19 protein-coding genes are annotated in these 19426 nt (G+C 71.0%); 11 read left to right on the top strand and 8 right to left on the bottom strand.

Annotated features, from left to right (window positions below; genetic code table 11):
* Positions 1-11 precede the first annotated feature (11 nt).
* Genes HDC37_RS00400 through HDC37_RS00380 form a run of 5 tightly spaced genes read right to left on the bottom strand, consistent with a single transcriptional unit; the run spans position 12 to position 8207 of the window.
* The gene (locus tag HDC37_RS00400) at positions 12-1475 is read right to left on the bottom strand and encodes an FAD-dependent oxidoreductase (RefSeq protein ID WP_308472034.1); all 1464 of its coding nucleotides are present in this window, start codon (positions 1473-1475) and stop codon (positions 12-14) included.
* A complete protein-coding gene (locus tag HDC37_RS00395) occupies positions 1459-2178 on the bottom strand; it encodes an ABC transporter ATP-binding protein (RefSeq protein WP_179558451.1) in 720 nt (239 codons plus the stop codon). Before HDC37_RS00395 ends, HDC37_RS00400 begins: the two co-directional genes overlap by 17 nt.
* Positions 2175-3137, bottom strand: coding sequence for an ABC transporter ATP-binding protein (locus tag HDC37_RS00390; RefSeq protein WP_179558450.1), 963 nt, complete (start codon positions 3135-3137; stop codon positions 2175-2177). The genes HDC37_RS00395 and HDC37_RS00390 overlap by 4 nt, the downstream gene beginning before the upstream one ends.
* Positions 3138-3141: 4 nt before the next feature.
* Complete coding sequence (locus tag HDC37_RS00385; RefSeq protein WP_179558449.1) at positions 3142-5820, bottom strand: FtsX-like permease family protein; 2679 nt, start codon at positions 5818-5820, stop codon at positions 3142-3144.
* Positions 5817-8207: an FtsX-like permease family protein gene (locus HDC37_RS00380; protein WP_179558448.1), complete on the bottom strand. Its 2391-nt coding sequence runs from the start codon at positions 8205-8207 to the stop codon at positions 5817-5819. Before HDC37_RS00380 ends, HDC37_RS00385 begins: the two co-directional genes overlap by 4 nt.
* A 79-nt stretch (positions 8208-8286) precedes the next feature.
* Here HDC37_RS00380 and HDC37_RS00375 point away from each other — a divergent pair, with 79 nt between their 5' ends.
* Together HDC37_RS00375 and HDC37_RS00370 are read left to right on the top strand one after the other, a co-directional pair.
* Positions 8287-8859, top strand: a complete 573-nt coding sequence (locus tag HDC37_RS00375) for an HhH-GPD-type base excision DNA repair protein (RefSeq protein ID WP_179558447.1) — start codon at positions 8287-8289, stop codon at positions 8857-8859.
* A complete protein-coding gene (locus HDC37_RS00370; protein WP_179558446.1) occupies positions 8856-9278 on the top strand; it encodes a DUF1801 domain-containing protein in 423 nt (140 codons plus the stop codon). The genes HDC37_RS00375 and HDC37_RS00370 overlap by 4 nt, the downstream gene beginning before the upstream one ends.
* Here the strand turns inward: HDC37_RS00370 and HDC37_RS00365 are convergent, their stop codons facing one another.
* From HDC37_RS00365 to HDC37_RS00355, 3 genes are read right to left on the bottom strand one after another with little or no spacing between them, the layout of a single operon-like run.
* On the bottom strand, positions 9279-10664 hold the full coding sequence (locus HDC37_RS00365; RefSeq protein ID WP_179558445.1) for a glycine--tRNA ligase: 1386 nt from the start codon (positions 10662-10664) through the stop codon (positions 9279-9281).
* A gap of 19 nt (positions 10665-10683) precedes the next feature.
* Positions 10684-11046 carry a DUF4870 domain-containing protein gene (locus HDC37_RS00360; protein WP_179558444.1) on the bottom strand — a complete coding sequence of 121 codons (363 nt, stop codon included), beginning with the start codon at positions 11044-11046 and terminating at the stop codon, positions 10684-10686.
* Positions 11043-12875 (bottom strand): glycoside hydrolase family 15 protein, encoded by a 1833-nt coding sequence (locus tag HDC37_RS00355; RefSeq protein ID WP_179558443.1) that lies wholly within the window; start codon positions 12873-12875, stop codon positions 11043-11045. The genes HDC37_RS00360 and HDC37_RS00355 overlap by 4 nt, the downstream gene beginning before the upstream one ends.
* A gap of 150 nt (positions 12876-13025) precedes the next feature.
* Here HDC37_RS00355 and HDC37_RS00350 point away from each other — a divergent pair, with 150 nt between their 5' ends.
* The 9 genes from HDC37_RS00350 (at position 13026) to HDC37_RS00310 (ending at position 19375) form a co-directional block, all read left to right on the top strand.
* Positions 13026-13358 carry a hypothetical protein gene (locus tag HDC37_RS00350; protein WP_124291784.1) on the top strand — a complete coding sequence of 111 codons (333 nt, stop codon included), beginning with the start codon at positions 13026-13028 and terminating at the stop codon, positions 13356-13358.
* 15 nt (positions 13359-13373) lie between these two features.
* Positions 13374-13685, top strand: a complete 312-nt coding sequence (locus HDC37_RS00345) for a pore-forming ESAT-6 family protein (protein WP_124291785.1) — start codon at positions 13374-13376, stop codon at positions 13683-13685.
* A 13-nt stretch (positions 13686-13698) separates the two neighbouring features.
* A complete protein-coding gene (locus HDC37_RS00340; RefSeq protein ID WP_179558380.1) occupies positions 13699-14043 on the top strand; it encodes a DUF6507 family protein in 345 nt (114 codons plus the stop codon).
* Between the two features lie 3 nt (positions 14044-14046).
* Positions 14047-17028, top strand: coding sequence for a hypothetical protein (locus HDC37_RS00335; protein ID WP_179558442.1), 2982 nt, complete (start codon positions 14047-14049; stop codon positions 17026-17028).
* A gap of 7 nt (positions 17029-17035) precedes the next feature.
* Positions 17036-17629, top strand: a complete 594-nt coding sequence (locus HDC37_RS00330; protein WP_179558441.1) for a hypothetical protein — start codon at positions 17036-17038, stop codon at positions 17627-17629.
* A gap of 6 nt (positions 17630-17635) precedes the next feature.
* A complete protein-coding gene (locus HDC37_RS00325; protein WP_179558440.1) occupies positions 17636-18040 on the top strand; it encodes a hypothetical protein in 405 nt (134 codons plus the stop codon).
* A 264-nt stretch (positions 18041-18304) separates the two neighbouring features.
* On the top strand, positions 18305-18604 hold the full coding sequence (locus tag HDC37_RS00320; RefSeq protein WP_179558439.1) for a YrhB domain-containing protein: 300 nt from the start codon (positions 18305-18307) through the stop codon (positions 18602-18604).
* 40 nt (positions 18605-18644) lie between these two features.
* On the top strand, positions 18645-19067 hold the full coding sequence (locus tag HDC37_RS00315) for a hypothetical protein (protein ID WP_179558438.1): 423 nt from the start codon (positions 18645-18647) through the stop codon (positions 19065-19067).
* Positions 19064-19375: a YrhB domain-containing protein gene (locus tag HDC37_RS00310; RefSeq protein ID WP_179558437.1), complete on the top strand. Its 312-nt coding sequence runs from the start codon at positions 19064-19066 to the stop codon at positions 19373-19375. Before HDC37_RS00315 ends, HDC37_RS00310 begins: the two co-directional genes overlap by 4 nt.
* Positions 19376-19426 lie beyond the last annotated feature (51 nt).

The following is a 19426-nucleotide window of genomic DNA, read 5'->3' as shown; positions in this document are numbered from 1 at the left end:
GCGGGGCACAATCACCCGGCGACGCCGCCGAAGAGCACACCTCGTCGAAGAGCATCGGCCTGGTCGATCGCATCGTCGACGACCTGCGCTAGCCCGGTCCCCGCCAGCCAGGCGCCGACGAGCGCGATCCCGGGCGCCGCCGTCAGCGCGGCACGGGCACGCGCGGCGCGCTCGGCCCGCCCCCGGGCCGACGCGGGCGGTGGCTGGTCGTAGCGGTATCGGTGCGTGCCGCGCAGACGGACGCCGTCGAGTGGAAGGGCCAGCAGAGCGGATGCCTCGGCGAGCGCCATCGTCGCCGCTGCCGCGTCATCGAGCGCGGCCGTGGCCGGGGGATCGCCCGGGCCCCCGAAGGTCACGCGGGCGACGACGCCGCTCTCCCCGGCCGCAGCGCGCAGATGGTTCCATCGGCCGGTCTGGTGAAGAAGCGTCGACGCCCTGCGGGTTCCCGGCACCGCGTGCACCACGGGCCCCGGCCGGTCGACCGCGCCGCCGGGGGCGTCGAAGACGAGGGTGATGGACTCCCGCGGCACGGTGGGGGCGACGTCGACGGCGAGGGAGGCGAGCTGCGGGGCGGCATGGGCGAGGACGGCCCGTGCGCCGTCCTCGTCGACGGCCACGACGACGGCGTCGGCGGCGATGGCCTCGTCGTCGGTCTGGACCAGCCACGGCCGACCCCCGGCGTCACCGGTGCGCCGGATCCCGGTGACCGGCACCTGGGTGCGGATCTCGACGCCGAAGTCGAAGAGGCGTGCGACGAGCCCGTCGATGATCCGCGCCATCCCGCCCGACAGCCCGGCGAGGCCGTCTTCTCCGCCGTCGCGCTCGGCGCGGACGGCCGCCACCGCACCGGCGAGCGATCCGGTGCGGGTGAGCGCGGCGTTCAGGCCCGGGGCCACCTCATCGACGAGGACGTCGTCGGGGTCGACCGCGTACCCGCCGACACTGAGCGGGGCGACGAGCCGGTCGCGGACCCGGTCGCCCATGCGGGTGCGCACGAGACGCCCCAGGCTCTGCTCCTGGCCGATCGTGAGCGGCGGGCGGAGGCGGTCGAGATAGGCGCGCCACGCGCCGGACCATCCGATGTGGCGGCGGACGTCTTCGGCCCAGGCGTTCGCGGGGATGCCGAAGACGGTCTCGGCCGGCAGGGGGGCGACGCCGGTTGCGCCCGCGATGAAGCGCCCGCCGTGCTCGGGACGGATCACCGCATCGCCGAGCCCCACCTGGTCGAGCACGGCCGCGACCACCCCGCCGCGGGTGGAGAAGCCGTCGGCGGCGAGGTCCACCGCGACCCCGCCCACCTCTTCGCGGCGGATGACGCCGCCGACCCGGGTGTCGCGCTCGAGCACGGTGACGCGCATCCCGACCTTCGCGCACTCGAGTGCGGCGACGAGGCCCGCGACGCCGCCGCCCACGACGATCACGAGCTTCGCCGCGGGGTCGGAGGGAACGGATGTCACGTCAGCGGCGTCGGTCACGGCGCAGTCTCCCTTCGGCGGCCAGCAAACGGCCGTCATGCAATTCGGCGACCCGATCGGCTCGTGCCCGGAGGATCGGGTCGTGAGTCGCGATCACCGCGGCGATGCCCCGGGTGTGGACGAGATCGACGATCAGGTCCATCACCGCGGTCGCGGTGCGGGAGTCCAGCTGCGCGGTCGGCTCGTCGGCGATGAGCACGCGCGGCTCGGCGACGATCGCCCGGGCGATCCCGACCCGCTGCTGCTGCCCACCCGACAGCTCGCCGGGCCGCTGCCCGGCGTGGTCGGCGAGCCCGACCTGTCGCAGGGCGTCGGCGACCCGCCGGTCGCGTTCACGGGGGTCGGTGCGGGCGATCCGCAGCGGCAGCTCCACGTTCTCGGCCGCGGAGAGCACGGGGATCAGGCCGAACGATTGGAAGACGAACCCGAGGTCGCGTCGGCGGACCTCGGCCAGTGCGTCCTCATCGAGGGCGGTCACCTCGGTCTCGCCCACCCAGACGCGGCCCGCGTCAGGGCGTTCCAGCGTGCCGAGGATGTTGAGGAGGGTCGTCTTCCCCGCGCCGGAGGGGCCGGTGACGACGACGAGCTCTCCCGGGCGCGCCTCGAGGTCGATGTCGACGCAGGCGTGCACGTCACCGGCGGCACTGCGGAAGGTGCGAGTGAGGCCCTCGCCCCGAAGGGCCGCAGGCCCGCCGGCGCTCACGGGCGATCCTCCCCGGGAGCGTCGGGCGCGGCATCCGCTCTCTCCTCCGGGCGCACCTGGACGTGGTCGGGTTCGAGAGCCAGGCGCACGCGGTCGCGGAGGTCGAGCGCCGCGACGAACTCGTCAGGAAGCTGCAGCCGCCCCACCCGGTCGAGCACGGCGTACTCTTCGGCGATGTGCTCCTCGGCGCCGTGCTCGTCGACGCGCGTGGAGCGCAGCACCTCGGTGGAGGTGCGCCCGTCGCGGATCTGCACGGTGCGCGCGACATGGTCGGACACCCCCGGGTCGTGCGTGACGATGAGCGTGGTGATGCCGCGCTCGCGGTTGACCGTGCGCATGGCCTCGAGCACGTGAGCGCTCGTGGCGTCGTCGAGTTCACCGGTCGGCTCATCGGCGAGGAGCACCTGCGGGTCGTTCGCGATGCCGACGGCGATCGCGACCCGCTGCTGCTCGCCGCCCGACATCTCCGCCGGTCGGCGAGCAGCGCAGTGCCCCACCTCGACGAGATCGAGAAGCTCCTTCACACGCGCCCTGCGGGCGGCGGCGCCGCGGGGGATCCCGGTCACGGCGAGACTCGCCGCGACGTTCTCGGCGGCGGTGAGATAGGGGAAGAGATTGCGCGAGGTCTGCTGCCACACGAATCCCACGCTGTGCCGGCGGAAGCCCACGCGCTCCTTCTCCTTCATCGTCAGCAGGTCGTGGCCGGCGACGATCGCCACTCCGGCGGTGGGCCGGTCGAGGCTGGAGAGGATGGACAGGAGCGTCGACTTGCCCGACCCCGATGCCCCGACGAGGGCGACGAGCTCTCCGGCGTCGACGCGCAGGTTCAGTCCCTGAAGGGCCTGCACCTCGATGCCCGGCCCCGAGGCCGTGGGCACCTGGAAGATGCGAACGAGGTCGGCGCACCAGATGTCGGCGTCGGGCGCCGTGCCCGAGCGCGGGCGGGTGGTGGAGTCCATGGTCCTATCCTTCCTCGACCGTACGCAGGAGACGCGAGGTGCGGGCGCGGCGCGAGACCGCGAGGGCGATGAGCGTGGCGGCCGTCACCAGCGCGACGAAAGCGCCGAGGGCGACCCCGAGGATCACAGGGTCGACGGCATAGGCGGGCTGCGCCGTCGATCCTGTGAACGACCTCAGGTCCACCCCGGTCAGAACGACGAGGGGCACGACGGCTCCGAAGAGGGTGCCGGCGACGAGGGCGGCCAGCCCCGCCGGCGCGACCTCCCACGCCGCCAGTGCGCGTCCGACGCGGGCCGGGGCGCCAAGGGTGCGGAGGAGGGCCAGCAGCCGCGCCCGCGGCGCGGCTGCGAGGGTGAGCGTCATCACGACGGCGAGGGCACCCAGAAGCGCCGCGAGTCCCGTCGCGGCCAGGAGCGCGGCGCGCAGGCCCGCGACGGCGGGGCTCGCCTCGATCTGGCCGATGATCTCGCGGGCGGTGTCGATGCGGAGGGCGGGGCTCACTACCTCCCGCACGGCGTCGACGACGGCGCCGGGGTCGCCGCCCGGGGCCAGCCGCAGCACCGCGGTGCGGTCGCTCGGGTCACGCCCGAGCGCCTCCTCGGCGGCCGACGCGTCAAGCGCCAGCCAGGCCGCTCGCGCACCGATCGGCGCCGGACCGTCGAGCACCCCGACGACCTCGGCGGGGAGGGAGCCGACGCGCAGGCCGTCGCGGCCGTCGATCTCGTCGGCGAGCGCGGTGGAGACGACGATCGGGAGCGGCCCCGACGTCGGGGCCAGCGAGACGCCGGGCGGCAGCATCCCGGGTCCCTCCCCCTGCACCGCCCGGAGGACGTCGGCGTCGACGACGAACGCCGACGTGCCGACCCGCTCACCGTCGATGTCGAGGGTGACGGGCTCGGCTCCCGAGATGCCGGTCGCCGCCGCCACACCGTCGAGGGCGCTCAGCTGCGCGAGCTGGTCGCCGGTGATGATGCCGCCCGCCACCCGGATGTCGGCGCCGATCTGCGCACCCGCCGAGCGGTCGATACCCGCCTGGACGGTGGAGAGGAGGATGCCGGAGGACACCGCCACCGACACCCCGACCACGAGAGCGAGCACAGGAGTGAGCCCGATGGCGGGCTCGCGCAGCGCCCGCACGGCGCCGAGGTAGCCGGCGAGGTCGCGACCGCCGCGAGAACGCCGGAGGAGGACCGCCAGCGGGATCGGATACACCCGCAGCGTGACCACGCACGCGACGAGGGCGAGAAGCAGCGGGGTCGCGGCGGTGAGGAGGTCGGCGCCGTCGCCCGCGCCTCGGACGAGCAGCAGCGTGAGGGCGAGGGCGGCGAGGACGAGTACAGCGCCCTCGAGGATGACACGCGGCCGCGAGCCGCGACCGCCGAGGTCGGCGCGGGGCCGGCGGTCCGCCGCGGTCGGCGCGAGGACGGCGAGCACGGCGGCGGGAAACAGACCGACGGCGACAGCCGCCCCGACACCCGCGAGGTCGGGAACGGTTCCCAGAGCCAGCTGCGCGAGGGTCACGCCGATCCCGATGCCGAGGAGGGCGGGAAGGATGCCGCAGGCGACGCCGTCGAGCGCGAGGAGAGCCCGGAGCTGTCGGGTGTCGGCCCCGCGCGCGGCGAGGAGGCGGAGGGCGGGCCGGCGCCGGTCGAAGACGAGCCGGCACCCGAGGATCAGCACGGCGGCGGCCACGCCGATCGGGCCGGACGCGATCATGGCGACCACTCCGGCTGTCGCCCGCTCCTGAGCGAGCGCGGCCTCGATGGCGCCGATGACGTCGGCGGTGAATCGGAGGCTGAGGATGCCGCCGGGTCCGGCGGAGCTCTCGGAGACGGTGTGCCCCACCGCGGTGAGGAGACGGAGACCGGCGGCGACCGACTCCGCGTCGCGCGCATCGACCGCGGTCTCGTCGAAGGGATACCAGACGATGGTGCTCACGCTGTCGCCCTGGGGGGACGTCGCCCGCAGGGAAGCCGGGTGGGCAAACCCCGTCCCGGTCACCACGCGCGCTCGATTTCCATCGTCGAAGATGTTCGGTTCGAGCACCGACGGGACGTGCTGCCAGTAGGCGGCGTCGGCGTCGACGGGCTCGAAGACGCCGACCAGCACGACATCGACGATCCCGGCGAAACCCGTGATCTGCCGCGTGGCCCCGAGCTCCCACCCGAGCTCGTCCGCGGTGTCGGTGGAGAGGACGATCTCGATCCGCCCGAACGCCTGTCCGTCGGCGATGTCCGCGCCGGGGTCGGTGAAGACGGCGGGCTCGGGGAGTCGGCCCTCGACGATGTCGACGTCCTCTTCGTAGCGCGGGTCGACGGCCACGGCGATCTCGGCGGTCCCCGGCTGGTCGGTGAGGGGAGCGGCAGACCCGACGGCGACCGTGCGGGCCGGCTGCAGGATGTCGGGGAGCGGCGCCGCCGCTTCGGCGCGGATGCGCTCGACCTCGGCCGCGAACCCTTCCAGAGGGATCCCGTTCTCGTCGGCGACGACGTCGCGCTCGACCGCGCCGAGCCCTGCGAGCCGGTACTGCACCGTCGCATCGCCGAGTCGCCCGAGGGCGACCGGAGCGGCCGTGGTGAGTACGGTGAGCACAAGGACGAGCAGCGCGACGACGAAGCCGCCGCCCGAGGCGAACCCGAGGTGGCGGCGCAGGAGCGCGGCGCGGGTCATTCGGCCGCTCACCGGGCCTCCTCCCCGACGACGGCGTCACGGGCGGCGCGACGGACGCTCAGACCCGCGCCGACGACGGTGGCGGCGAGCCCGGCGACGAGCACGGTCACGACGCCGACGAGCGGAACCCAGGCGGGCTGAAGGGAGAGGGCCACGGGAAGGATGCCGGGCGTCGTCGCGCGGACGAGGGGCGCCGCCAGCACGAACGCGACCGCCGCGCCGGCTGCGGCGCCCAGGAGGGCGGCCCCGCCGAGGATCGCTCCGAGCTCGGCGGCGCGAAGCCGCGCCTGCCGGCGAGCGGTGACACCGAGCGCACGGAGGACGGCGACCTCGGGGCCCCGTGCGAGAGCGAGCGACTGGACGATGGCGAGCGTGGCGATCAGCGCAAGAACGGCGGCGCCACCGGCAGCCACCCACCACCCCGGAACGAGCACCCCGACCATCCGGTCGGCCACCCCCGGGACGGCGACACGCACGGCTCGGTCGTCGAGCGCAGCGCTCAGGGCGGCGTCGGAATCCGAGCGGCCCGCAGCCCACACGCTGCCGGGGAGGGCGAACGATGTTCCGCGCTGCAGCGAGGCGACGAGGAGGTCATCCGTCACCGCGAAGACGGCGTCGGCGCGTGAGGCTCCGGGGATCGCCGCGACGACGGCGGTGACGAGCACCTCGCCGCGCCGGCCGGTTCCCGCCACCCGGTAGTCCAGGCGGTCACCCGCAGTGACGCCGAACCGCGCCGCGAACGCATCCGAGACCGCCACCCGCAGGGCCTCGGCCGGCGCTGTCTCGGCGCCGCGCTCCTGACCGTCGGCGAGCCAGATCACCTCCTCACGGTCGCCGCCCGCGAAGACGACGGAGCCGGCGAGGTCGAGGCCGTCGCCGCCGACCGTCGACACCTCTTCGAGGGTCACCGTTCCGGCGGGCACCGCCGGGGTGGGCCCCACCCGCATGACGAGTGCGGCCAGCGTCCACGGCGCTGCGCCCTCGGGGAGGGCGGCTTCGGCAACCACCCGCGCGTCATCGGCCGGCGCCGGGGCCAGGGACAGCGGCTGCGCCACGGCGGTGCCGCGCGCGTCGACGAGAATGGCCAGCGGCTGCAGCGCACCACTGACGTCGGCACTCGTCCACCGCGCGGACACGGTGATCGCCAGGCCCGTGGCGGCGTCCCCGAGCGCGACGGGTGCGGCGCGCACCACGTCGATCCCGCCGATGTCACTCTCCCCTGTGACCGTCCGCACGAGCGCGGCGGGGTCGGCGGCACCTCCCGCGGCGGTCATGACCTGTGGCGCGAGAGCGGCGGGGAGCGCGACGAGGCTCACCTCGTCGTCGCCGAACTCGAGCACATCGGTGACCGCGCCCGCCACCGCGTCGATGCCGTCGACGGCGGCGGCCGCACCCAGGTCCGCGGGGGAGGCGCTCTGCGGTGTCAGGTCGACGCGGAGATCGGTTCCGACGCGGAGCGCGGCCGAGTCGGTCGCGGCGGCGGCCCAGGTGCCGGCGAAGGCACCGGCGAGGACCGCCTGCGACACCGTCAGCGCCACCAGCAGCACGGCGACCCCCGAGAGCGGAAGCCGGCGGGCGAGCTGGCGCCGACCGAGCGCGGTCTCCAGACCCCGGGCGCGCGTTGCCGGGAGGGCCGCGGCGCGCGCGACGGCGCCGAACACGGCCAGCACCGCCAGCGCCGCGGCGAGGAGGACGACCGTGGGGGTGAGCGCCACGACCGGGTCGAATCCCCCGGGGCGGGCGAATCCGATCTGCCAGAGGCCGAGGGCCGCGGCGGCGACGACGAGGGCCACGGCGGAGATCGTGGTCGCCCGTGCTCCCCGGCGACGCGTGACCGAGCGCCGCGCGAGCGCCGCGACGAGGATCCCCGCCAGGAGCAGCGCGACCAGAGCCGCGACCGCCGTCTGCGACAGCGCCGCGGACGCGGCATCCCTCCCTCCGATCGCCGACGCGAGCCCGGCGGCGAACGCCGCACCCGCGATCGTGCCGGCGACACCGACCGCCACCGCCTCCATCGTGTGGAGCAGGATCGCCTGGCGGCGCGAGAGTCCCCGCGCACGGGCGGTGTCGGTCTCGTGCTCACGCGCTGCGGCGAGCAGGCGGCCCAGCTGCGCCACCGCGACGCCCGCCACGACCGCGACGGTGAGGAGCAGGGAGGGAAGCGCCGAGGAAAGCGACGCCGCACCGACGGCGACGGCGGCGGCGACCTCGTCTTCGGGAGTGCCGGCGGCCGCGTCGGCGCGGGCGAGCGACTCGGCCTTGCCGGTGACGACGAGGACGAGGATGACGGTGGTCACCGTGACGGCGACGGTCGCCGCCAGCGCGGCGAGATGCCCGGCGCGGGCACGGGCTCGACGGAGGACCAGGCCGGCCGTGACGAGCGTGCGCGGATCCGCCACGTCGCGCACCTCCTTGGTCCGATCGATGGGCCGTCCGATCGATGGCTCCTGACAACCTAACGGGTGGGAGACTGTCGGCATGACGCTTCACATCACCGGTGATGAGACCGCGGATCAGCTTCTCAGCGACGATCCGCTCGCGCTGCTGATCGGGATGCTGCTGGATCAGCAGGTGGCGATGGAGACCGCCTTCGCGGGGCCGCTGAAGATCTCCGAGCGAGCCGGCACCTTCGACGCCGCGGCGATCGCGAGCTTCGAACCCGACGCCTTCGCCGAGCTGTTCTCCGCCACCCCGGCGGTGCACCGCTTCCCCGGGTCCATGGCGGCGCGGGTGCAGTCGCTGTGCACCGCGGTGGTCGAGGAGTGGGACGGCGACGCCTCGGCGATCTGGACGCGCGGCGAGCCGGACGGCGCCGAGGTGCTGAAACGCCTGAAGAAGCTGCCGGGGTTCGGAGAGCAGAAGGCGAAGATCTTCCTCGCCCTCCTCGGCAAGCAGTACGGCTACACCGGCGCCGGATGGCGGGAGGCCTCCGCGCCCTACGGCGAGGAGGGGGCGTTCCGCAGCGTCGCCGACATCGTCTCGCCCGAGTCGCTGACGAAGGTGCGCGAGCACAAGCGCGCGATGAAGGCGAAGGCGAAGGAGTCGTCGTGAAGGCCACCGGCGGCAGCGTCGAGGAGTACATCGCGGCGGTGACGCCGGAGCGTCGCCGGCGCGACGCGCAGACGCTCGTGACGATGATGCGGGAGATCTCGGGTCGCGAGCCCGAGCTCTGGGGCACGATCATCGGCTTCGGCAGCTGCCATTACCGCTACCCCACCGGCACCGAGGGCGACATGCCGCTGCTGGCGTTCGCGCCGCGGAAGGCCTCGACCACGGTGTACGTCGATGCCGTCGCGGCGCACGCCGACGACCTGGCACAGCTCGGACCGCACACCTCGAGCGTGTCGTGCATCTACCTGACCGATCTCGAGAAGGTCGACCTCGATGTGCTCCGCCACATCCTCGTGCAGAGTTTGGCGTCGGTCACGAGCGGAGGCGGCGAGTACGCCGCCATCACGGTGACGGGCTGATCAGGCGCCCTTCAGACGCTCCGCGAGATAGGCGCGCAGGCCTTCGAGGGGCACGCGCTGCTGACCCATGGTGTCGCGGTCGCGAACGGTGACCGCCCGATCCTCGAGCGAATCGAAGTCGATTGTGACGCAGAACGGCGTGCCGATCTCGTCCTGGCGGCGATAGCGACGACCGATCGCGCCGGCGTCGTCGAAGTCGACGTTCCACTGCCCGCGCAGGTCGTCGGCCACCTCGCGGGCGATCGGCGAGAGCTGCTCATTGCGCGAGAGCGGCAGGACGGCGGCTTTGACCGGGGCCAGGCGCGGGTCGAGGCGCAGCACGGTGCGCTTGTCGGTGCCACCCTTGGCGTTGGGCGCTTCCTCCTCGTGGTACGCATCGACGAGGAACGCCATCATCGACCGGGTCAGACCGAACGAAGGCTCGATCACATAGGGGGTGTACTTCTCCCCCGAGGCCTGATCGAAGAAGGTCAGCGACTGGCCCGATGCCTCGCTGTGGCTCTTGAGGTCGTAGTCGGTGCGGTTGGCGACGCCCATCAGCTCGCCCCACTCCTTGCCTGGGAAGCCGAAGCGGTACTCCAGGTCGATGGTGCCGGCCGAGTAGTGGGCGCGGTCCTCGGCGGGAACGTCGAAGCGGCGCATGTTCGCCTCGTCGATGCCGAGGTCGACGAACCAGCTCCAGCACGCCTCGACCCAGTGGTGAAACCACGTCTCGGCCTCGACCGGCGGGGTGAAGTACTCGATCTCCATCTGCTCGAACTCACGGGTGCGGAAGATGAAGTTGCCCGGAGTGATCTCGTTGCGGAACGCCTTGCCGACCTGGCCGACGCCGAAGGGAGGCTTCTTGCGGCTCGCGGTGAGCACGTTGGAGAAGTTGACGAAGATGCCCTGCGCGGTCTCGGGACGTAGGTAGTGCAGCCCCGACTCGTCGTCGACGACGCCGAGATAGGTCTTCACCAGGCCCGAGAAGGCCTTCGGTTCGGTGTACTGCCCCTTCGTCCCGCAGTTCGGGCACGGCACATCGGCCAGGCCGTTCTCGGCCGCGCGCCCCTTGCGGGCTTCGAAGTCCTCGATCAGGGTGTCGGCGCGGAAGCGCTTGTGACACTGCAGGCACTCCACGAGCGGGTCGGTGAAGGTGGCGACGTGGCCCGAGGCCTCCCACACGCGCTTGGGCAGGATGATCGAGGAGTCCAGGCCCACCATGTCGCCGCGCCCACGGACGAACGTCTGCCACCACTGGCGGCGGATGTTCTCCTTCAGCTCCGTGCCGAGCGGCCCGTAGTCCCACGCCGACCTCGACCCTCCGTAGATCTCGCCCGCTTGGAAGACGAACCCGCGGTGGCGAGCGAGGGCGATGACTTTATCGAGACGGGACTGGTCGGGCACCCGTCGATTCTAGTGAGCCCTATCGGACGAACGAGATCGACAGCGGGTAGGTGTACCACTGGCCGCGGTTGGCGGCGACGGCGGCGATGATGCAGAACACGATGTTGAGGACGTAGGCGGCAAGGATGACGAAGACCCCGATGAGGAGGAAGGTCAGGATGCCGCCGACGACGTAGGCGATGATCAGGGTCAGCTGGAAATTCAGCGCCGTGGCCGTCTGCGCCCGGACGAACGGCCCTCGATCCCTCAGCACGAGGTAGCCGATGAGCGGCGCGAGGAACCCGAAGAAGAGCCCACCGAGGTGGACGAGGGTTGCCCAGAGCTTCTCATCGGCGGGATTCAACGGTGCGGCGGCGGGCGGGACGGGCGGTGGATTGGTCATGTTCCCAGCATCCTGTCGAGGTTGACGGCGGCGGTGATGAGGGCGAGATGGCTGAACGCCTGCGGGAAGTTGCCGAGCTGCTCACCCGTGAGACCGATCTCCTCAGCGTAGAGGCCCAGGTGGTTGGCGTAGGTCAGCATCTTCTCGAACGTCAGCCGCGCGTCATCCACCCGCCCCGACCGCGCCAGGGCGTCGACGTACCAGAAGGAGCAGAGGGTGAACGTGCCCTCCGACCCGCGCAGGCCGTCGGGCGATGCCGCCGGGTTGTATCGGTAGACGAGGCTGTCGGAGACGAGTTCCTCATCCATCGCCCGCAGGGTGGACAGCCACAGGGGGTCGCGCGCCGAGAGGAAGCCGGTCCGCGGCATCACCAGAAGCGATGCATCCAGCACGTCCGTTCCCTCGTGCTGAACGAAGGCACGACGCTTGTCGTCCCACCCGGCGGTCATGATCTCGGAGTAGAGCGCGTCGCGCTCGGTACGCCAGCGGACGATGTCGGCGGGTTTTCCGATCGATTCCGCCAGACGGATGCCACGGTCCAGCGCCACCCAGCACATCAGGCGCCCGAAGGTGAAGCGCTGCCGCCCGCCGCGGGTCTCCCAGACTCCCTCTTCGTCCCGCTGCCAGTTGTCGCACACCCAGTCGAGCATGCGGGCCACTTCGGTCCACCCGTGGTGGGAGAGCATCAGACCCTGGGCCTGGGCATGGGCGATGGAGTCCATGACCTCGCCGTAGATGTCCAGCTGCAGCTGGTCCTCCGCGCCGTTACCGATACGCACCGGTCGTGAGCCGCGGTAGCCCTCGAAGTTCTCGAGCACCGTCTCGTCGAGGTCGTGGGTGCCGTCGACGCGGTACATGATCTTCAGCGGACCCGACTCATCGCCGACGCTCTCCTTGACGCGATCGGCGAGCCACGCCACGAATGCCTCGGCCTCGTCGGCATACCCGAGGGCGAGAAGGGCCGAGACGGAGAACGACGCGTCGCGGATCCACGTGTAGCGGTAGTCCCAGTTGCGCTCGCCGCCGACCTGCTCGGGGAGTCCGGCCGTCGGTGCGGCGACCATGGCTCCGGTGGGCGCGTAGGTGAGGAGTTTCAGGGTGATGGCCGAACGTGTGACGACCTCCCGCCATCGACCGCGATAGGTCGATCTGTCCACCCATTCGCGCCAGAACCGCTGAGTGCGCCGGAACATCCGGTCCAGCTCACCGGCCGGGATCCGCTCGGCGCGGGCACCGCCGGTCTCCAGGAGCAGCCCCGTGCTCTCACCGGCGCGGAGCTCGCCCCGGATGCGGAGGGCACCGTCGACCATCTCCAGGTGGCCGGCGGGGGCGCCGTCACGCTCGATGACATCGCCGACCCGGTGGACGGTGAGGGTCTGGCCGGCTCCGGCGAACACCACACCGTGATCGGGTGTGACCTCGATGCTCTCGGGGTGCTGTCCGTAGCCGAATCGCGGGCGCACCTCGGCTTCGAACTCCATCGCCCCGCGGACGACCCGGATGAGACGCGCGATGCGGTGGCGCTGGGTGTGCCCCCTGCCCGCGATCGGCATGAAGTCGACCACCTCTCCGACGCCGTCCTCGGTCATGAACCGGGTGACGAGGATGGCGGTGTCGGGAAGGTAGAGCTGCCGGATCACCACGTCGTCGGCGATCGGACGGATGCTGCAGGACCCGCCCCTCTCGGCGTCCAGCAGCGACCCGAAGATGCTCGGGGAATCGAACCTCGGGGCGCAGAACCAGTCGATCGTGCCGTCGGTGGCCACGAGCGCCGCCGTCTGCAGGTCGCCGATCACGCCGTGGTCGGCGATGTTGGGGTAATCCGCCATGAGGGCCCTTCCCATCCGGCCGTCGTGACCGTCGGTCTCATCGTGCCAGCTGGAGAGGCCGAAAAGGAGAGTTCTCTCATGTGTGTGGAAGGCGGTTTCGCGGTTGTCTAGGCTGTCGAAGTCGTTGTCCACGATTCGGGGAGGTACGCGATGAAGTTCGCGATGGGGGCTGACACGCTGGGCGTGCTGGGAAAGGCGACCTCCGGGTCGAGCGACGAGCTGGCTCTGCTGGTGCGGCAGCTGCTGGAGGCGGCGGAGCCGCTGGAGGGGCAGTTCCAGGGAGCGGGACGCGTAGCGTTCGACCGCTTCAAGGCCCGTACGGACGCGATCTCGGGTGAGCTGAAGCTCGCCCTGGACGGCGTGCTCGGCGGTATCGCAGGGATGGACCGGTCGTTCCAGGAGGGTGAGGCGTCGATGGTCGACTCCACCACCAGCCTCGAGTCGGGTTCATCGTTCGACGCGGCGCGCTTCGGCGCTCGATGACGGGAGGGGATCATCATGGCCAATCAGGGTGACCGCCGGGACTACAGCATCCCGGCATCGCAGAACGCGCAGGACAACTTCAACCGTGTCGCCGCTCAGCTCGAGACGCTGATCGACGCCCACGACCGCGACGTGAACGCGGCGATGGCCGACTACGCCGCCGACGGCGTCTCGGAGGACTATCGAGCCAAGGAGCTGCGGTGGAAGAACGCCGCCGGCGAGGTGCGCTCGATCATCCAGACGCTCCGCTCGTCGCTCGAGCGCAATGACGAGTCGGCGCAGACCGCCCTCAGCAAGGCGCGTACCGCGGTCGAATCCATCGGCTGAGAAGGGCTGACCTGTGACGGGCTGGAGAATCCAACCGTCAGGGGTCGTCGCCGTACTGCAGGACGTCAACGTCGATGCCGAGGCTCTCGGCACCGCGTTGAACAACCTCAGTCCCGCCCTCGAGGGGGCGGTGACCGCCACGCAGTCGGCCGCGATCGCTGAGGCGGTGCAGTCGTATTTCCAGATTCACGAGGGTCCCCGCATCCAGGGGATGAGCACCCGGATCGGCGCTGCCGCGACGGGTGTCGTGAGCGCGACCGAGGCGTACGTGCAGGGCGACCTGGACATGGCGGCCAACGCGCAGTCCGCGGCGCACGCGACGGTCTACCCGCCCGTGCTGCCGCCGGGGGTGAGGTGACCCATGCCGAGTGCCATCGATCCGGACGCTATTCCGGGTAGAGACATCGATCCGGACACCATCGAGCTGCATGCGGCGACGGTGACCACGGTGTCGGGTCAGGTACGCGACCACGGTGCCGCGGTGCACACGAAGTGGCAGGGCATGGCCGCCGTGTACGAGGCGCCCGAGTCGGGCATCGTGCTCGACCTCATGCAGCCGGTGAACACCCAGTCCACGCAGGTCGGCGACAACCTGTCCGTGGTGTCGCAGGCTCTGAGCGGATTCGCCGAGGCGGTGCGCCCGATCAAGGCGGCGCTCGACCAGCTGCGGCTGGACGCGCAGGCCTTCCGTGCCGAGATCGCCGGCGGCGTGCAGGTGCAGGAGGTGAACCCCGCCTACACCGCGTACGGCGCGTACGGCACGACCGCGGCGTCGTACCAGGGCTCGTGGAACGCCTACGGCGCGGCCGGGTCGACGAGCTCGGCCGAACCGGTGGAGCAGTACCGGACCGTCACGAAGGAGTGGCACGAGGTCCAGGAATACGTCGACCGCAACAACGACCTGATCGCGCAGGTGAACGCGCAGCAGGTGCTCCTCTGGGAGGCCGAGCGCGACTGCGCGAACACCATCCGCGCTCTCTACGGCGCCGATCCGCTTCGGGCGGCGCAGTCGGAGGATGATGCCCTCGGCTACGGCATCGACGAGATCCCCGAGGGCACCGAGATGCCCTGGGGCGCCGAGGTGGAGCGCACCGAGGGCTGCGGTGAGGCGACGGCGAACTTCGTCTTCAAGGACTTCCTCTGGGAGGGCATCGCCGTCGGCGGCATCTGGGGCACGGTCGAGGGTCTCGGGACCCTCGTGCTCGGCTACAACCCCGCCACCGGGGACTTCTTCTCGGGCGACGCCTATGGCGCGGCGTGGGGGAACCTCGGCAATCTGCTGTTCGCCGGTGCCGCCAACGTCGGTGTGCTCGCGCCGATCTTTCACGCCGACACGCTCATGCAGCAGTTCGGCGGCGACGGGTTCCTCCCCCAGGAGGTGCGGGACTTCAAGGCGCAGGCCGACGAAGCCGCGATCAACACCGGCAAGGCGCTCATCGCCTGGGACAAGTGGGCCGATGACCCCGGCACCGCGCTCGGCGAGTCGGTGTTCAACGTCGGCACCGCGCTCATCCCGGTGGGCGGTGCGGCGGTCGCCGGTGTGAAGACGGCCTCGACCGCGGCATCCGTCCTCTCCCGGATGGCGCGGGTCGCCGACTTCGTCGACCCGGCCGCCTGGGCGGTGAACGGCACGATGCGCCTCGGAAGCGCCGGGCTCGGGAGCCTCGACAACCTGATCGGGCGACTGGACACCCCGCCCGTCGACGTGAACCTCGGCCCGGTCGAGGTGTACACCGCGACCGATTCGGCGTCCGCCATGCGGATCCTCGACGAGGTCGGTGTCGACCCGCAGAACGTCTACGCCCGAGTCGACGAGGCCGGCACGCCGGTGCTGGAGTTCCCCGGCGGTGTGATCGAGATGCCGGCGGGGTCGTTCGACAACGCCGCAGGCGGTAGCGTGCGCGCTGGGGACGGCGGTGCAGAGACATCCGTCCCCGCTCCGGTGCGCGAGCCCGAACTTGTCGGCGCGGGCGGTGTGCGTGGCGAATCGACGGTCATCCGTGAGCCCGAGACGGCGGCGGGCGGCGGGTCGGGCCCTGACTCCGGCCACGGCGGCGGGGATGGCTCCGTCGGCGACGGTGGTGGCTCCGGAGACGCTGATGACGGGTACGCCGCGGGTGACGCGGACGCGGGAACCGGTGATTCGTCCCCCGACGCGTCGTCCTCCGACAACGCGTCATCGCCTCAGGACGCATCCGCTCCGGTCGCGTGGCAGAGCTCGGAAGACCCGGGGCTCACCCTCACCGAGTCGCAGAAGGCCGTCGTCGACGACTTCCTGGCAGGCTCGCGCACCGCCGAGCCCCGGCTCACCGAGACGGTGCAGAGCATTGCGGCCCGGCATCCCGAGGCACGCCTCGAGGGGTTGGATTTCCGCCTGAAGAGCGACGAGTCGCTCTACCGCAAGGTGGCCGACGACCTGCAGGATTCGGCACCCGGGGTAGACGCCCGAGAGATCGTCGCGGGCATGAAGGACACCGTGCGGTACACCTACGTCGTCGCTGACGACGCGTACACGCCGACGGTCTCGGGCATCCTCGACGACCTGCAGAATGAAGGTCTCGTCCCCTTCGGACCGCTCAAGAACGCCTGGGGTTCCGACGGCTACGTCGGCATCAACAGCACCTTCTTCGACCCCCAGAGCAGCCGTGTGATCGAGGTGCAGTTCCACACCGACGCGAGCTTCGACGCCAAGATGGCGGTGCACGACCTGTACGAGCAGGCGCGCCTGCCGAGCGTCGATCCTGAGCTGCGCGCGGAACTCGACGCCGCGATGAACGACGTCTTCGGCTCCGTCCCTCGCCCCGACGGAGCTCCTGACATCGGCTGGCCCGAGCCGAGACCCGGGAACGGCTACTTCGACACCGCTGCCCGGGTCGATCCCGAGCCCATGCCCTCGGGTCACTCCGCCGCGGCGATCGATGAGGCACTGGTCGATCGTTCGCTCGTCGACGCTTTCGATGCACGCACGCCGGAAGATGGTGTGGTGTTCTGGTCGGGTCGGGTCACGGTGGGCGATGATTTCGTGTCGGCGATGGACGGCGCGGGCGTGTTCGCACAGTCGCAGCGCTCCGCTACTCTCGAGCAGATGCTGGCGGAACAGGGCCTGCTCGAGCAGATGCCCGGAGACTGGAGTCGACCCGAAACAGCCGAAACGTGGCGCGCCGTCTCCTCGTCGATCGCCGAGAATGCCAAGGGTGACGTCGTCGCCTACATCGGGGCGGTGCGTGAGGGCTCCGTGTGGAACCAGTACGAGCTCCCGCGATTGATAGCGAACCAGGACGTCACATCGATCACCATCATCGATGCGCACACCGGGAGGCCGCTGCATGTCTACCAACGCTGACGCCCCGTTGGTCTCCCGCGCGGTCGAGGCCTTCACGGGCTGGGGCCGGGCGAAGACTCCGCAGTCCGACCACGAGGCGGTGGCGGCGCTCGCCGCAGCCCATGATGTCGACCCGGCATGGCTGATCGAAAGGGTCACGGAGGCGATCGCCTCGTCCGAGAGTCTGGACACATCGTCGATCGATCCGTCGGGTTCGGATGCCGGACCGCGCTATAAGGAGATGTTGCGGCTGGGGCGACCCGACCTCGGCCCGGGGGCGGTCGATGCGCTCGCATCCCGGTGGTTCTATCGTCGTGTCTGGCTGGGCTCCGACACCCCGGTCGTCGCGGAACCGAACCTGAGCCGCTACTTCACTCTCTTCGGCTTGCGCGGCCGGACGCGCGTTCCGCAGGCGCTGTTTCGGCGAAGGGTGATCGACGGCGTTGTGACGGACGAGGTTCTGCGCGACCTGGATCAGTGGGCCCCAGACCTGAAAGGGAAGGTGGCGAACGCCGTCGACCGACCGACCGAGTCTGACCTCGAAGAGATCTCGGCCGCGCGTGCCGAGGAATTCATGCGTATGGTCGCGAACCGAACCTACGATGCTTTCACCGCTGAATGAAGCCCGGTGAAATCGACCGCCGGCTGCCTGTTCTCCAGGGCGGGGTTTCGTGCGTCCTCGTCGGCCATCCGTGAATGGTCGGTGCGGCGGACCTGGCGCGACGAGGATCGCGGGACTGCCTTCGTCGCTCACACCGCCGAAGACGTCGACCGATACCTCACACTTCACTTCGCCAAAGAGGTCCGGGCGGAGCGTGGGCTCCGCCCGGTCAGTCACGGAATCGAGATGCGCACCGACGGAACGGCGAAGCCCCCGAGCGGATTCGAGCTCTCCGGAAATCTCGACGATGGATTCGTGTTTAGCGACGCCGCGTCCGGCCGGAACTGGCGGTTCGCGAGCGACATCGAGGCTGCCAGATTCGGCCGATACGTCGACGTCCCGGCGGCGGATCTGCGCGCATCCATCGGATGAACTCCCGAAAGTCCCCGCCCACCAAGCTGTGGAGAATGGCGAGAAGACGCCGGTCGCCGTGTACTCGAACGGGGCGTTCCGGCGTAACGAAGGAGCAGAATGACGCCAGATCTGCGACGCGACGGGATGTATGCCCGGTTGGACGGCGTCGAGTAGGCGCCTACCAGGGCATCAACTCGGTGGAAGGTCTTTGCGGACGGCGCTGGCGACACGGCGGGATCCGAATCAGGATGAACGATCGAAAGGGCCACCCGGGCGAACACCATGGCTGACGAGATGGATGCGGCCGAGGCGCAGTGCATCGCAGGCCGAATGCTGGCCGACACAGAGGAGGCGGGCGGAGTTTCGTGCGTCCTCGTCGGCGATCCGGAGGACTACGGACGCTGGTGGGTGCAGGCCTTCCAGAGCCGGGGCCTCATCGAAGATGGGGACGAGGACGCGGCCCTCGCCGGCAACGGTCCGATCGTCGTCCCGAAGGATGGGTCCACGCCCTACCGGCTGTCGAGCGCGCACCCTGCGCGTGAGCAGATGAAACGGCTGAACGTCGCGGAAGGGGAGGTGTGAGGTGGACGGAGACGTCAGGATCCTTGTCAGCAGGTGGGCTGTGAGTGAGCTCTGGTGGACCGCGGCGGGAACGTGGCTGCGAACCCATGACCGGCCGATCGGTGAGCTCGATGACGCCGAGGTCTCGCGCTGGTTCGGTGACGAGGCGTTCCGGCGCCGGGATGCATTTCTCGCGACCGGCGCGGACGCCTCCGAGCCCGAGCTGGCCGAACTGCTGGGCCGTCGCGTCCGAGATGGTGTGGCCGGCGCCGGATGGACGATCACCGCTGACGACCCCATGAACTTTCGTGCCGAGCGGGCCCACGAGATGATCTCCGCCCTGGCGCACGCGGGGCGGAACCCGACACTGGAGGTGTCGACGCCGTGCGGCACCGACACGATGTCGAACCTCGCGGTGGCCGAAGGCAAGGTCCTGAATTGCGCGCTCGCCGGTCCAGTATCGACGAAAGGCGCCGCCTCGTGAGCGCGCGGACGGCTGAGGAAGCTCGCCGACTCGTCGAAGCCTCACTCCAGCAGTCGACCGCCGAGGACGGTATCGAGCGCATCGTCCTCGGTGATCCGGCCGAGTCCGGTCGGCACTGGGTGTTCTTCTACCAGGGGCGAGGGTATGTCGAGAGCGGCGACATCGACGCCATGTTGATCGGGAACGCGCCGATCGTCGTGCCGAAAGACGGTGGGGCGCCGTTCGCGCTTCCTACGGTTCGCGACGTGGACGCACAGATTCGAGCGCTGGATTCGGAGGATCACCCGATCGGCTCGTCTCCTGCATGAGGAAGTCGTCGACCTGACGCAGTTCGCGGCCGGCGACGTCGGCCGTATGCA

It is taken from the genome of Microbacterium sp. AK009 (assembly GCF_013410955.1).
Taxonomy (GTDB): domain Bacteria; phylum Actinomycetota; class Actinomycetes; order Actinomycetales; family Microbacteriaceae; genus Microbacterium.
This window is presented reverse-complemented; position numbering and strand designations above follow the sequence as displayed.

Excerpts from the sequence above, each read along its gene's own strand:
- HDC37_RS00390 (WP_179558450.1), bottom strand. The coding sequence starts at position 3,137 with ATGGACTCCACCACCCGCCCGCGCTCGGGCACGGCGCCCGACGCCGAC.
- HDC37_RS00350 (WP_124291784.1), top strand. The coding sequence starts at position 13,026 with ATGAAGTTCGCGATGGGGGCTGACACGCTGGGCGTGCTGGGAAAGGCG.
- HDC37_RS00355 (WP_179558443.1), bottom strand. The coding sequence starts at position 12,875 with ATGGCGGATTACCCCAACATCGCCGACCACGGCGTGATCGGCGACCTG.
- HDC37_RS00345 (WP_124291785.1), top strand. The coding sequence starts at position 13,374 with ATGGCCAATCAGGGTGACCGCCGGGACTACAGCATCCCGGCATCGCAG.
- HDC37_RS00360 (WP_179558444.1), bottom strand. The coding sequence starts at position 11,046 with ATGACCAATCCACCGCCCGTCCCGCCCGCCGCCGCACCGTTGAATCCC.
- HDC37_RS00335 (WP_179558442.1), top strand. The coding sequence starts at position 14,047 with ATGCCGAGTGCCATCGATCCGGACGCTATTCCGGGTAGAGACATCGAT.
- HDC37_RS00320 (WP_179558439.1), top strand. The coding sequence starts at position 18,305 with ATGGCTGACGAGATGGATGCGGCCGAGGCGCAGTGCATCGCAGGCCGA.
- HDC37_RS00375 (WP_179558447.1), top strand. The coding sequence starts at position 8,287 with ATGACGCTTCACATCACCGGTGATGAGACCGCGGATCAGCTTCTCAGC.